Source organism: Streptomyces sp. NRRL WC-3742, assembly GCF_000720635.1.
Taxonomy (GTDB): domain Bacteria; phylum Actinomycetota; class Actinomycetes; order Streptomycetales; family Streptomycetaceae; genus Kitasatospora.
Window position 1 is genome coordinate 20,252 of the sequence record NZ_JOCF01000035.1, and the last position, 12,857, is coordinate 33,108.

General features: G+C 72.9%; 11 protein-coding genes. 1 reads left to right on the plus strand and 10 read right to left on the minus strand.

Annotated elements, in window-relative coordinates:
* Positions 1–53: 53 nt before the first annotated feature.
* The 9 genes from IH61_RS0119980 to IH61_RS0120020 all read right to left on the minus strand — a co-directional run bounded on the left by IH61_RS0119980 (position 54) and on the right by IH61_RS0120020 (position 11,041).
* Positions 54–575, minus strand: a complete 522-nt coding sequence (locus IH61_RS0119980; RefSeq protein WP_031071654.1) for an RICIN domain-containing protein — start codon at positions 573–575, stop codon at positions 54–56.
* 176 nt (positions 576–751) lie between these two features.
* A complete protein-coding gene (locus tag IH61_RS0119985; RefSeq protein WP_031071657.1) occupies positions 752–2,512 on the minus strand; it encodes a DUF885 domain-containing protein in 1,761 nt (586 codons plus the stop codon).
* A gap of 299 nt (positions 2,513–2,811) precedes the next feature.
* On the minus strand, positions 2,812–4,188 hold the full coding sequence (locus IH61_RS0119990; RefSeq protein WP_031071659.1) for an exo-alpha-sialidase: 1,377 nt from the start codon (positions 4,186–4,188) through the stop codon (positions 2,812–2,814).
* A gap of 183 nt (positions 4,189–4,371) precedes the next feature.
* Positions 4,372–6,108 (minus strand): methyltransferase, encoded by a 1,737-nt coding sequence (locus IH61_RS0119995; protein WP_037973121.1) that lies wholly within the window; start codon positions 6,106–6,108, stop codon positions 4,372–4,374.
* 120 nt (positions 6,109–6,228) lie between these two features.
* A complete protein-coding gene (locus IH61_RS0120000; RefSeq protein WP_051837507.1) occupies positions 6,229–7,437 on the minus strand; it encodes a 4-hydroxybenzoate 3-monooxygenase in 1,209 nt (402 codons plus the stop codon).
* 134 nt (positions 7,438–7,571) lie between these two features.
* Positions 7,572–8,366 carry an ArsR/SmtB family transcription factor gene (locus tag IH61_RS0120005; RefSeq protein WP_031071665.1) on the minus strand — a complete coding sequence of 265 codons (795 nt, stop codon included), beginning with the start codon at positions 8,364–8,366 and terminating at the stop codon, positions 7,572–7,574.
* 132 nt (positions 8,367–8,498) lie between these two features.
* Entirely contained in the window at positions 8,499–9,107 is a 609-nt protein-coding gene (locus IH61_RS44685; RefSeq protein WP_078911255.1) for a Fic family protein, read from the minus strand.
* Positions 9,094–9,855: a hypothetical protein gene (locus IH61_RS0120015; RefSeq protein WP_234327259.1), complete on the minus strand. Its 762-nt coding sequence runs from the start codon at positions 9,853–9,855 to the stop codon at positions 9,094–9,096. Before IH61_RS0120015 ends, IH61_RS44685 begins: the two co-directional genes overlap by 14 nt.
* Positions 9,856–10,009: 154 nt before the next feature.
* Positions 10,010–11,041 carry an alpha/beta hydrolase gene (locus tag IH61_RS0120020; protein ID WP_234327260.1) on the minus strand — a complete coding sequence of 344 codons (1,032 nt, stop codon included), beginning with the start codon at positions 11,039–11,041 and terminating at the stop codon, positions 10,010–10,012.
* A 52-nt stretch (positions 11,042–11,093) separates the two neighbouring features.
* On the opposite strand from IH61_RS0120020, the gene IH61_RS0120025 reads away from it, so the two are divergent.
* Positions 11,094–11,525, plus strand: coding sequence for a hypothetical protein (locus tag IH61_RS0120025; RefSeq protein ID WP_031071673.1), 432 nt, complete (start codon positions 11,094–11,096; stop codon positions 11,523–11,525).
* Between the two features lie 209 nt (positions 11,526–11,734).
* On the opposite strand, the gene IH61_RS0120030 is transcribed toward IH61_RS0120025, so the two are convergent.
* Entirely contained in the window at positions 11,735–12,811 is a 1,077-nt protein-coding gene (locus IH61_RS0120030) for a pentapeptide repeat-containing protein (protein WP_037973122.1), read from the minus strand.
* Between the last annotated feature and the right edge of the window lie 46 nt (positions 12,812–12,857).

Sequence of the window (12,857 nt, forward strand, 5' to 3'; positions counted from 1 at the left end):
GAAGGTGCAGGTCTTCTTCACGTTCGACTCCAGGATCGTGCGGGTCATGGCGCTCACCAGGGCAGCTCCCAACGCTGGCCGGGGAGGCCGATGCAGTCCTGCTGGACGATGCCCCCGGGGGTGGCGGTCAGGCACTCGCCGCTGTTGACGTTCCGGAACTGGACGTAGCCCGATCCCAGGATGTCCTCCGTCGTCCACTGCTGGTCCGGGTAGCCGGAGTTGTAGTACAGGAACGCCGGTGTGTACCCGGTCTTCTGGGCCGTCATGTACAGGAGGCTGTACTTGTTGATGATCGGGCCCGTGGTGCCGACCGAGGGAAAGTACCAGGTCTGGTCGTCGTAGTTCAGACAGTCGTAGAACCACGGGCTGTTGCCGCGCTGGCCGTTCGAGAAGTGCACCAGGCACTGGCCGCTCCCGAACAGGGCGTTCGTGATGTGGCCGCTGGAGAGGCCGGTGAGGGCCCGGGTGCTCTCGGTGGAACCGGTCGACTGGCTTGCCGCCGAGGCGGACGTGGGGAGCATCAGGGCCACGGCGGACGCGACGGCCGCCAGTGTTCCAAGAGCCTTCTTGCGCATGGGACTTCCCCCCGGAACGAGATCGGAGACCGATCTGTGTAGGTGATCTGCGCGATGACCATAGACCGCGGGCAGCCGCTAAGGGAAGTGCACGAAGTGAATTGGCGCGATCCGAGGGATCACCGTCGTGCACGCGTGGGTCGCTTCCGCCGGGCACCCTCGCCCCTCAACGGGCCTCAGACCTGGGCGAGCCGGTCGGCCAGGTCGTCCAGGCCCAGCGAGCCCTGGGAGAGCGCGCCCGTGTGCCAGGCGCGGAGGTCGAAGGCCGGGCCGAGACGGCGGCGGGCCGCCTCGCGGCCGCGCAGCCAGGCGCGTTCGCCGAGCTTGTAGCCGATGGCCTGGCCGGGCCAGCCGAGGTAGCGGTCGATCTCGCTGCTGCGGCGGGCGGCGGAGCTGCCGTGGTGGGCGGCCATGAACTCCGTGGCCAGCTCCGGGGTCCAGCGCTCGCCGGGGTGGCCGCTCCAACCGCTACCGGCGGAGTCGGCGGGGATCGTGAGTTCCAGGTGCATGCCGAGGTCGACGATGACGCGGATGATCCGGAGCATCTGCTTGTCCAGGTAGCCGAGGCGCCGGGCCGGGTCGGTCAGGAAGCCCAACTCGTCCATCAGGCGCTCCGCGTACAGCGCCCAGCCCTCCTTGTCCGCGCTCACCGCGCCGAGGGTGATCTGGTAGCTGCTGAGCCGGTCGGCGCAGGCCGTCCAGCGGGCCGTCTGCAGGTGGTGTCCGGGGACGGCCTCGTGGTACCAGGTGCTGACGAGCTGCCAGGTCGGGAAGGACGTCCGGCCGAGGGTGGGCAGGTAGGTGCGGCCGGGGCGGCTGAAGTCGAGGCTGGGGCCGTTGTAGTACGGCGCGCCCGAGCTTCCGGGCGGGGCGATCCTCGTCTCGACGTGGCGCAGCGGGCCGGAGAGGTCGAAGTGGGTGCCGTGCAGGGCGTCGATCGCCTCGTCCGTGACCTGCTGCAGCCAGGCGCGGATGTTCTCCTCGCCCTCGACGGCGTGGCCGTGCCGGTTGAGGTGGTCCATGGTGGCGCGGGCCCCGGCGCCGGGAAGGATGTGCTCCGACACGGCCCGCATCTCGGCGGACGTGCGGTGGAACTCCTCCCAGGCCCAGGCGTACGCCTCGGCGGGGTCGATGTCGGCGCCGGTCGCCCAGCGGGCGGAGCGCAGGTAGCGCTCGCGGCCGACGGCGTCCGGGGTGGCGTCGGCGGCGGGCAGGTAGACGGCGAGGAGCCAGGTGCGGAAGGCCGACACGGCGGCGGTGGCGCGCTCGGCGGCGGCGTCCAGTTCGGGGCGCAGCCGGGCGGGGCCGGCGGCCGTGAAGGCGGTGAACCAGCTCGGGCCGCCGCCGTCCTCGCCGGTCCAGGCGGCGAGTTGGGCGGCGACGGCCCGTACCTGGCGCGGTGCGGAGAGCAGCCCTCGGGTGATGCCCTCCGTCAGGGTCGCCCGGTAGCCGTCGAGCGCGCCGGGCACGTGGCGCAGCCGTCCGGCGACGGTGGCCCAGTGCTCGTCGGTGTCGGTGGGCATCAGGGTGAAGATGCCCCGCACCTTGTGCAGCGGGGAGTTGACGTTGCGCAGCTCGCGGAGGTGGTCCCCGGCCTCGTGAAGGGCGAGCTCGGCGGTCAGCCGTTCGCGCAGGAGGCGGGCGCAGGTGCGCTCGGCGTCCGGGTCGACGTCCGCGTCCGGGTCGACGTCCGCGTCCGCGTCCGCGTCGACGTCCGCGTCCGGGCCGGTGCGCGTCTCCCGTTCGGCGGCGTCGAGCGCGGCGAGTGTCGAGCGGGCCAGGTCGGCCTGCGCCCGGAAGCCGTCCGGGGACAGGTCGGGCTGCCGGTCGTCCTCGGGGTGCAGGCCGAGCCTGGTGGCGGTCGCCGGGTCGAGGGCTGCGGCCCGGGCCACGTGCTGGTCGGCGATCGCGCGGGCGGACATCGGTGTCTGCGGCATGCCCTCCATCGTCGTTGATCCGCCGACGGGCTGTCAGGGCTTTGCCGAGGTCACTCGGTGACGAAGTCGGCCGTCATCGCCATGTCCTCGTGCTCCAGGTTGTGGCAGTGCGGCACGGCCGACCGCCGCGACCCGGACGTCGCCGGGCTCTCCCGGGAGCTGGAGCGCGGCCTCGGCCCGGGCGGCTACGAGGCGGCGTACGCCCGGGGCCGTGCCCGCGACCGTACCGACGCCTCGCCCGGGTCGGGGCCGCCCTCGCGGACGCCCGCCGAGGTGCGGCCCCCTACCGCAGAAGGCCCCTACGACAGGGTGACGTCGACCGTCGCGGCCCAGATGTCGTCCTTGGCGGCCGTGGGTGCGACGGCGCTGCCCCAGGCGAACACCAGCCTGGTCGGCGAGAGCGCCGAGAACCCGAAGGTGTCCCCGGGCCAGACCGAGGTCGCCCCGAAGCCCCGCGAGATCTGCACGGGTGCGGAGAGCCAGCCCTGCGTCGTCGAGAAGGTGCGCAGGTACTGCGCGTAGCCGCGCGGGTCGCTGCTGGAGAGCCAGCCCACGTACACGATGCCGGGCGGGCCGGCGACCACCTGCATGACGTGCGGGACGTTCAGCGTGTCCGTGGGCACCTGGACGGGGGCGGACCAGGTCGCGCCGTGGTCCCGGGAGTACGAGAGCCAGCCGGTGTCGGTGTTCGTGCCCTGGGTGTCCCAGGTCGCGTACAGGGTGCCGTCCGGGCCGAGCGCCTCGCTGCCGTCGATCCACCACTCGCCGTCGTTCATCGACCCGGCCTCGGGGCCGACCTTCACCGGCTCGGACCAGGTGGCGCCGCCGTCGGTGGAGCGGGTGGAGTAGGTGTAGGCGTCGGAGAGTTTGTCGGTCGGGATGTCGGTGACGGTGTAGCCCTGGTAGAGCACGTCCAGGGAGCCGTCGGGCTCGACGATGATGGGCGCGCTGTCGCCTCCGCTGTTGGGGTAGCCGGGGCTGATGTGCGACATCGCGCTCCACGTCCTCCCGCCGTCGGTGGACTTCTGCATCACGACGTTGAGGTCCCCGGTGGCGAAGGAGCAACTGCCGTTCGGCGCGCACAGGAACGTCACGGCGGCGTTGCTGGGCCCGTAGTCCCACGTCAGGTAGAGCGCGCCGTCCGGTCCGGCGGCGATGAAGACGCGGTCGCCCCAGTTGTTCGCGTCCGGCGGGACGATCGAGCCGGCGGTCTTGAAGGAGGCGCCGTGGTCGGTGCTGACGTCGACCACGGGGAAGGTCTGGCCCGCGCGGGTGACCATGAAGACGGCGTAGATCGCGCCGCTGGGGGCGACGGTGATCGCCGGGTCCCAGGAGCGGGAGCCGTTCTGGCCGGTGCTGCCCGGCAGGGTGAGCGGCGTGCCGAAGGTGGCGCCGCCGTTCAGGGAGCGCGCGAAGCCGATGCCCTTGCAGCCCATCCAGAGGTTGTAGACGGCGTTGGCCGCCGGGTCGACGGCCTGGATGGCCTCGGCGTTCTGTCCCCCGCACGAGGACGAGATGTTCGCGGGCGTGCTGACGGTGTAGGAGGCGAGGAGGGACGCGGGCTTGGCGGCGGCGATCGGTGCGGCCTGCGAGGGCGCCGCCGTGAGGGCGAGCGCGGTGGCCCCGGCGCAGAGGCCGAGCATCAGGGATCTGAGCGTGGTGCGACAGGCGTGCACGAGCTGCTCTCCTCTGACTGGAGATGAGGGTGGGGGTGACGGGCCGCCGTTCGTGAGGGTTGCCGGCCCGCCCCGGACGGATGCCCGTACCCGCAGCATCCATGCCGGGGCGGCTCGGATCCACACAGCACGGGCCCAAACGGCGCCGGCTGCGCACAAGCGAGGGTCACACCCGACGCACCGTCACCCGGCCTCGGCCCTGCGCACATGGAGCACCGCGGCCTCCAGGGGCAGCGGGGTGTGGCCGAGCAGCCGCAGCCCCGCCTCGGCGAGCAGGCGGGCGTAGTGGTCGGCGCGGCGTTCGCGGCCGCCGGTGTTGCACAGCATGTGCAGGTCCCAGGCGGTGGCCAGCGAGGGCGAGCCGTCCTCGGGCAGCAGCCGCTCGACGACGAGCAGGTCCGCGTGGGCGGGCATCGCGCGGGCTAGGTGGCGCAGGATCTCGACGCAGCGCTCGTCCTCCCAGTCGTGCAGCACCCGGGACAGGAGGTACAGGTCGGCGTCGGCGGGGACGTCGGCGAAGTCGCCCGTGACGTACGAGCAGCGCGGGCCGAGGCCCTTCGCATCGAGGCGGCGGCGCGCGGCCTCGACGGCGTGGGGGCGTTCCAGCAGGACGCCGTGCAGGCCGGGGTTGGCGGCGAGGAGGCGTTCGAGCAGTTCGCCGTTGCCCCCGGCGACGTCGACGACCGTACGGGCCGCCGTGACGGCCGGGTGGGCGGGCAGGGGGTCGAACATGCGGGAGGAGGCGGCCATGGACCGGTCGAACAGGTCGGCGAGCTCGGGGTCGCGGGCGAAGTGCTCGAAGTGGTGCTCGCCGAAGAGGTGGTCGAAGGCGGGCTCCCCGGTGCGCACGCTGTGCTCCAGGGCGCCGAAGGACCGGTAGAACGGGCCGCCGTACATCAGCGCCAGCGGCCGCATCGAGCCGTCCGCGTCGGCGCGCAGCAGGGTGCCGGTCTCGGTGAGCCGGTAGCCGTCCGGGTGTTCGGTGACCACGCCCGCCATGGCGAGGTAGCCCAGGAGGGTGGCCAGGGCCCTCGGGTGGGCGCCGAGGGCCGGGGCGAGCGCGTCGAGGCGGGTGGGCGAGCGGGCGTCCAGGGCGTCGGGCAGGCCCATGCGGGCGCTGGTGGCGAGGGCCTGGGTGGTCCAGGCGCCGGTCAGGCGGCGCAGGAGCGTTTCAGCAGGGTGGGCGTCGGAGTCCTCCCTGAGGGAGTCCTCCTTGAGGGAGTCTTCCCTGAGGGAGTCCTCCCTGAGATGGTCGGCGAGGACGGCGTGGTGGGCGCCACGGGCGTGGAGCTCGATGCGCCGGTACCCGGCCGTGGAGCCCGCGGGGGCGGTGAAGTACAGGACGGTGGCGTCCTCGTGCGGGGTGTAGCCGCCGCCGTCCGGGGCCGCGCCGTGGCGGGCCAGCAGCGCGCACAGGCCGCGCAGGAGCAGCGCGTCCGGGCGGCGGACCTCGAAGGCGAGATGGGCCTCGTGCTGGTGCTCGCGCTCGTGGGCGGCGAGGTGGGCCAGGTCCGAGCCGGGCGGCACGGTCAGGACGAACACCTCGACGGTGCGTAGCCCTTCCCCGTCCTCCCTGCTACCCGGAGGAGGGCCGGGGACGGCCGGGTGCGCGATGGTCACCTCCAGCGCGGACTCGTCGAGGTGGTGACGGCGGGCCAGGCGGCCGCGGACCACGACGCTGGGCTGTAACCGGGCGTCGGGGTCGAGGGCGCAGGCGGCCAGTTGGGCGCGAAGGGTCTCGTCGTCCGGCGGGAAGACCAGCAGCGCGGCGTGGGCGAAGCGGCAGTGATCGGCCAGGGCCCGCAGTTCGGGGCCTTCGAGGCCGGGCAGCAGGAGCGGGAGCAGCGTGGCGGTGTCGTGCTCCCGGACGAAGTCGGCGGTCGCGCGCAGGCGCGCCGTGTCATCGATGGTGGTCGTCATGGTGCGGGTGTCCTTCGGCAGGCGTGGGGGCCGGCTTGGCTTCTTGGACGGTGACTTCTTGTGCAGTGCCTTCTCGGGCGGTGGCATCTTGTGCGGTGGCTTCTTGGACAGTGGCCGAGCTCAGAGGCCGAGGTAGTTCTCGGCGAACCAGTCCTGGTGGGTGCGTGAGGTGCGCAGCGAGTCGATCCGGGCGTCGCGCAGTGCCGCTTCGAACGACGCCTCGTTCTCGGACTCGCTTGGGGCGTGCAGGAGTTGGACCATCCAGTGTGAGAACTCCTGAGCCCGCCAGATGTACTCCAGGCATCGCCGGGAATATTGCTCCAGCGGCGCCGGGTCGCCGTGGACGAGGTCGTCGACGAGCGCGCCCGCGAGGAGTTCGGCCTCCAGCACGGCGAGGTTGGCGCCCTTGGCGCCCGAGGGGCTGAGGAGGCTGGCGGCGTCGCCGGCCAGCAGGAGCGAGCCGTGGCGCAGCGGTTCGACGACGTCCGACTCCAGCGCTATGACGCTGCGCTGGACGACCGGGCCGCGCCGCAGCGGTCCGAGCTCGGCCGCGTACATGCGCCGGTCCAGTTCGTCCCAGATCCGCTGCTCGCTCCAGGCGTCGGCCGGGGTGCCGGGTGCGCACTGCAGGTAGTAGCGGGTGATCTCGGGGGTGCGGGCCATGTGGCCGGCGAAGCCGCGCTCGTGCAGCGCGTAGCCGACGGCGTCCAGGCTGGGCGGCGCCTCCGCGAGCAGGCCCAGCCAGGTGACGCCGTGGTTGCGCCGGTGGCGGCGGGCGGTCGGGGGCAGGGAGTCCCGGGCGGCGCCGTGGCGGCCGTCGCAGCCGGCGACGTAGCGGGCGCTCCAGCGGCCGGGGCGGCCCTCGGCGTCACGGACGGTGACGGTGGGCCTCGCCCCGTCGGCGCCGTCCACACTCACGGCCCGCGTCTCGAAGCGGACCTCTCCCCCGCCCGCCAGGTAGTGCGCGAGCAGGTCGGTGACCAGGTCCTGCTGGGGGTAGACGGTGTGGTGCTCGCGCCGTCCCAGCTCCCGGTAGTCGAGGCGGAAGGCGCCGCTCCTGGTGCGGAACTCGCAGGTGCCGTGCGGCACTCCGCGACGGCGCAGGCCCTCGGCCAGGCCGTGGCGCTCCAGGGCGCGTACGGTGCCGGGGGCGAGGAAGCCGGCCCGGGCCCGGGTCTGGATGTGGTCGCGGGTGGCGCGCTCGAGGACGACGCACTCGACGCCCGCCGCCTGCAGCAGGTTGGCGAGGGTCAGCCCGGCGACTCCGGCGCCGAGGACGACGACCTCGGCGGAGTCCTGATCTCTTCGAAAGTACTGATGATTCGTCACAAAGGTTGGATCGTAGCCACCTCAGGTGTACGGAGCATCCGTGATCACCCTCAACGGTGAAAAGTCGGACAACCCAACCATGTCCATGCAAAAGCGGCCCGCCATCGGAGCGATGGCGGGCCGCAACGCCCAGCTCAGAACACCTGCGGCAGCGGCTCCCCCGTCTCCAGCAGGGTCTTGAGGCTGGCGATCACGTCCGGCCAGCCCTGGCCGACCATCTCGGCCAGGGTCGAGCCGGGCGCGAAGCCGTCGTGCACGACGGTCAGCTTCACCACGTGCTCGACCGCCTCCTCGATGGTGAAGGTGACCTTCGAACGGGGCTCCTCGGCGAGCTTGGCGAGGAACTCCTCGTTCCACTCGAAGCGCTCGGCGAGCTCCGGGGTCATGGTGTGCCAGGTGTACGCGAGCTTGGTGTAGGGCTCCGACTCCAGCACGACCTGCTCCGGGTCGCTGATCAGCACGCCGTGGTTGTCCCAGGTCATCTCCGAGCCGGCGGCCCAGTCCGTGGTGAAGGCCGTCGCCCAGTAGCGCCGGGTGAACTCGGGCTCGGTCAGCGCCTGCCAGAGCTTCTGCGGGGTGGTGCGGATGTACGTGGTGTAGACGAAGGTCGGCGCGTCCATCTGACTCTCCTCCAGGGCGAGTTTCAGGTCCGCCAGGGCTTGGACCCTGGCCCGGTCGTAACGGCTGATCCACCGGTGGGCGATCTCGTGCACGGGCGCGGCGTTGAGGTAGTGCAACTTCTCCCGGCCCCGCCGCACGGTCGTGACGAGCCCGGCCTCCTCCAGCACCGCCAGGTGCTTGCTCACGGACTGCCTCGCCATGTCGAGCCCGCCGCACAGCTCCCGCAACGTCTGCCCGTTCCGCACGTTCAGACTGTCCAGCAACGCCCGCCGACTCGGGTCCGCCAGCGCCTTGAACACCTCGTCCATGCCCGCCCGCACCCGTGATCGCCGCCTCTCGATATATGCAGCCTTTCGGCTGCCTTTTACGTTAGGCAGCCGCACGGCTGCCTGTCAAGCGGTGCAGCTGTGACCCGAGGGGCGGCAGGCGCGCCTCCCGCCTCAGTGTCGGCGGCGGTTGAGCACCCCGATGAGAACGGCAAGGTCCGCCGCGCCTGCCCGGTCGTCCGCGTAGCGGGCAATCTGGAGAGGGCCGACCTCGGGAAGGACGACGCCCTCCCGGGCCAGGACATGGACCAGGGTCAACAGCGCGGCGCGGGCATTGCCATCCGCGAAGGGATGGAAGAACGCCACATCGAGATAGGCACGGGCCGCGCGAGCCGCCAGCGGCACGTCCGGATCGGTCGCCTCGCACAGGCAGGAATCGAAGTCGGCCCGCGTGCGAGAGGTCAGGCCGTAGCGCTCGCGACCGGCCTTCGCATAGGCGTCGCCCACGCGGAACGGTGCCGCGGTCGCAGCCAGCACCTCGCGCTGCCAACCGGCCAGCAGCGCGAAGTCCAGCGGGGCGCGGCGTGCGGCATCGCCTCGGGCCAGGGCGTGTGCGGCGAGCAGGCGCTCGGCGCGCACCGGATCGTGCCGGCGCACGGACTCCTCGCACCAGGACCGGAACCCGTCGCGGCCGGGCGGGACCCGCCGCAGGGCCGGTGCGCCCTGCCAGTCGACCTCACGGCGCACGCGCAGCCAGACCGCGAGGCTGTCAGTAGCGGTCATGGAGCTCCTCCAGCGCCTCCCTCTCACGATCGCCCCTGTACGGAGCGTGGCCCGTGAGGCCGACGGCCAGGTCCTCACCGACGGAATCGATCAGCGTCCGCTCCGGGGTGACCCAGCTCCTGAACCGGCCGCCGATCGCGACCTCCACCGCTCGCACGGCTTCGACGCGGTCCATGCCGGTGCTGGCGAGAAACCAGCCCAGGACGATCGACGCCTGCCCGTACCAGCCACCCTCCGCGCCCGAGTCCAACGTGTAGGTCACGAGCCGAACACAGGCCCGTTCCAGGTGCCAGCTGCGGTCCTCCGGCGAGGCGTCCGGCGGCGGCGCCAGGTCGGCGAAGAGCCGGGCCGTGCGCTCCAACCACTCCCGCCACTCCAACAGGGCGGACACGACGCATTCCGCCGTCTCCTCGGGGGTCGTCACCGAGCCCCGCCCGCTGGCCCAGCTGCCGATGGGCCCTCCGTCGTAGTGGCGCCACCTCCATCCCCAGGCCCAGGTGCCGTAACGCTCCCGGATGACCGCGTCCACCTGGGATTCGCACCAGTCCTCGCCCTGCCACCAGCCGGCCATCCCGGAGAGCACGGGCGGCACCCACTCCCGGACCAGCGACCGGAGTCGGGCCTCCTCGTCCTCGTCCCAGACGAACGGGTGACGGGCAGGATCGAACTCCTCCCAGGTCCGAATGCCCTCGTAGGTGACGGAGGGCACGCGGTTCTCGGGGAAGGGCAGGGTGTCACGGTTGTACATCAGCGGTCGCTGGCCTTCCTGTCCGACATGGTCGACCCATCAGTCTCGGCTCACCGCCCTCGGGGCCGCGAACGGTTTTCCTGCGGAACCCGGCCGGGGGGTCACGACCTGCGCTGCGCAGGGGGAAGGTCTCCGCGACGGTCCCCGCGCCGCCTCACCGGTGGAGGATCCGGCGCAGCCAGCGGGTGCGGGCCTCGTGGGCGTCGCGGCTGAGGGTGGCGGTCGGGGCGAGGGTGTCGAAGCCGTGGCAGGCGCCGGACCAGACGTGGAGTTCGACGTCGCCGCCGGACTGCCAGATGGTGTTGGCGTAGGCGACGCCCTCGTCGCGGAAGGTTTCGGCGGAACCCACCTCGACGTACGCCGGGGGCAGGCCGGAGAGGTCGGTGGCGCGAGCCGGGGCGGCGTACGGCGGGAGGTCGGCGGCGCCGTGGCGGTCGCCGAGGGCGGCCTGCCAGGCGGTGGTGTTGGAGGTACGGTCCCAGGTGTCGTGGCCGGTCATCTGGTGGCTGGAGAAGGTGGCGCCGCGGTCGTCGAGCATCGGGCTCAGCAGCAGTTGCCCGACCGGGGCCGGGCCGCCGCGGTCCCGGGCGAGCAGGGCGAGCGCCGCGGCGAGCCCGCCTCCGGCGCTCTTGCCGCCGATGATCACGCGGTGCGCGTCCACGCCGAGCCGGTCCGCGTGCTCGACCGCCCAGGCGAGCCCGGCGTAGCAGTCCTCGAGCGCCCCCGGATAGCGGGTGCCCGGTGCCAGCCGGTACTCGACGGAGACGACCGCCAGCCCCAACTCCCGTACCCACCCGTCCAGCAGGCGCGGCAGTACGGACCACGCGTTGCCCATCACCATCCCGCCGCCGTGCAGGTAGTACAGCAGCGGCAGCGGCCCGTCCGCCCCGGCGGGCCGGGCGCTGATCAGCGTGACCTCGCCCTCGCCCTCGCCCTCGCCCTCGCCCTCGCCCTCGCCGTCCGTGCGACGCGGAACGCGCAGCTCCTCCACCTCGAACCGGCCGCCGTCCCGCAGCCGTTCGAGCGTGGGCCGGGGCCGGGCGGTGGCGTCACGCTCCTGCCAGGCCGCCAGGTTCTCCGGGGTGAGCACCTGCCGTGCGCCGCCGACCGCCGCCGCCACCTCCGGGTCCAGCGGAGGCACCGCCCGTCCGTCCACCTCGTACTCCCCTCCCCGACGCTCGAACACCCGCCATTATCCTGACCCGGTCGAGGCACATCAGGAGGCTGGGGAACCGACCATGGCATACCGGCTCACGTTCTTCTGCCGCTCGGGCGAGGAGAACGGACTGGAGGCGCTGGACCGCCTCCTGGACGAACTGCTCTCCGCCGGTGCGCCCCTGCTGGCGGAGGGGCGCGGCCCGTTCGTCGACGAGGTCGCCGCGTACGCGCTGGGCACGGGCGGGTCGGCCGACCGGCTGGAGCTTGAGGTGCAGGTGGGGACGGCCTGGATCGCGGAGTCGGTGATCGAAGCCTCACCCGACGACGCGCACGGCATCTGGGGCTGCGACCTGCTCGCCACGATCACCCTCAGCGGGGACTCGCCCGACTGGCCGCTCGTCGATCGCATCTGGACGGCACTCGTCGACCTGTGGGGCGCCGTCGCCTGGGACGAGGCGTCCGGATTCGCGGTCGGCGCCGTAGAGCCCTGCACGGGAAGTCGGCCGAGCTGACTTCCTGCGCAGGGCGCACCCTGCGGTGCTGTGAGCAGTCCTCGGGTGTCTGCCCGGTGATCACCCAGTACTCGACCGAACGGCTCTGCCGGGCGAGGCGGCCGAGGTGATCGGCGAAGCCCTCGTCTCGGCCGGCGCCCCGGCCGCTGGGGCGGCGTCGGCGGCGCGGTTCCTCCTCGACCACCCGATCTGGGAGGCGGCCCGGGGCGTCAGCTCGACGCCAGGGGCGGGGCCTGCCTCGTGATCGCGGCGGCGGGCAGCGGGTTGTCCGGTTCGGCGCCGGGGTCGGCGGCGAGGACGACGCCGGCCGCGTGGGCGTCGAATCCGGTCGGCCAGACCGTCAGGTCGCTCGCCAGTGCGCCTTCCAGCCTCGCCTGACGCAGGTCCGCCCCGCCCAGGTCGCAGCCCCGCAGGTCGGCCGCTCGCAGGTCCGCGCCGGCGAGCACGGCTCCATGGGCGCGGGCCTTGCGCAGATTCGCCTCCCTCAGGTCCGCACCGGAGAGGTCCGCCCCGCCCAGGTCCGCCTTGACCAGGCGTGCGCCGCGCAGATCGGCCTCGAGGCAGCGGGCCTGCCGCAGGACCGACGTCCCGAGTTCGGCGTGCCGCAGGTTGGCCGCGATCAACGACACCCCGCTCAGGTCGACCCGGTACACGCTCGCCGCTTCCAGACACGTCCCGTCGAGGTTGACGCCGCCCAGCCACAGCCCGTCGCAGTCGGCCCGCCGCAGGTCGGTGAAGCTGACGTTGAGCCACCCCGGGGCGCGTTCCTGCCCCAGGACCCCGAGACAGGTCAGCGCCGCCTGAGCGTCCGCGGCCCGGGTCTCCAGCGGGCGCACCGCGTTGACGGACACCTCCGCCGCCGGGGCCGCCGGGTCCAGCGGCGGCCAGGGCAGGTGCGTCCGCAGGTACGCCGCCATGATCGAGACGACCGCCTCGTGGTCACGGCCGGAGTGGTCCGCGATCCGCCACAGCGCGTAGATGCCGCCGATCCGTACGTCCAGCTTCTCGCTGCCCAACTGCTCCACGGCCCGGCTGAAACGATCGGTGACATGGCCCTCCCGGGTCGCGTTCAGCCCCTCCTGACTGACGCGCAGCTGCCGCCAGGTCGCATAGGCGCCGAACAGGACGACCCCGCCGCCGACCGCCTGCAGCAGCGTGGTGCGCACGTTGTTCACGGCGCTCAACCGCTCGGCGGCGGCGACGTGGTCACCGGCGAGGTCGTGGTCCACCACGAACCCCGGAAGGGTGAGCAGTACGACGAACAGCACGCCCAGTCCAGCCACCACACCCGCCGCCACAGCGGCGATGCGAGCCGCGCGCCGACGGCCACGA

Excerpts from the sequence above, each read along its gene's own strand:
- IH61_RS0119980 (WP_031071654.1), bottom strand. The coding sequence starts at position 575 with ATGCGCAAGAAGGCTCTTGGAACACTGGCGGCCGTCGCGTCCGCCGTG.
- IH61_RS0119995 (WP_037973121.1), bottom strand. The coding sequence starts at position 6,108 with ATGACGACCACCATCGATGACACGGCGCGCCTGCGCGCGACCGCCGAC.
- IH61_RS44685 (WP_078911255.1), bottom strand. The coding sequence starts at position 9,107 with ATGACCGCTACTGACAGCCTCGCGGTCTGGCTGCGCGTGCGCCGTGAG.
- IH61_RS0119985 (WP_031071657.1), bottom strand. The coding sequence starts at position 2,512 with ATGCCGCAGACACCGATGTCCGCCCGCGCGATCGCCGACCAGCACGTG.
- IH61_RS0120025 (WP_031071673.1), top strand. The coding sequence starts at position 11,094 with ATGGCATACCGGCTCACGTTCTTCTGCCGCTCGGGCGAGGAGAACGGA.
- IH61_RS0120005 (WP_031071665.1), bottom strand. The coding sequence starts at position 8,366 with ATGGACGAGGTGTTCAAGGCGCTGGCGGACCCGAGTCGGCGGGCGTTG.
- IH61_RS0120015 (WP_234327259.1), bottom strand. The coding sequence starts at position 9,855 with ATGTACAACCGTGACACCCTGCCCTTCCCCGAGAACCGCGTGCCCTCC.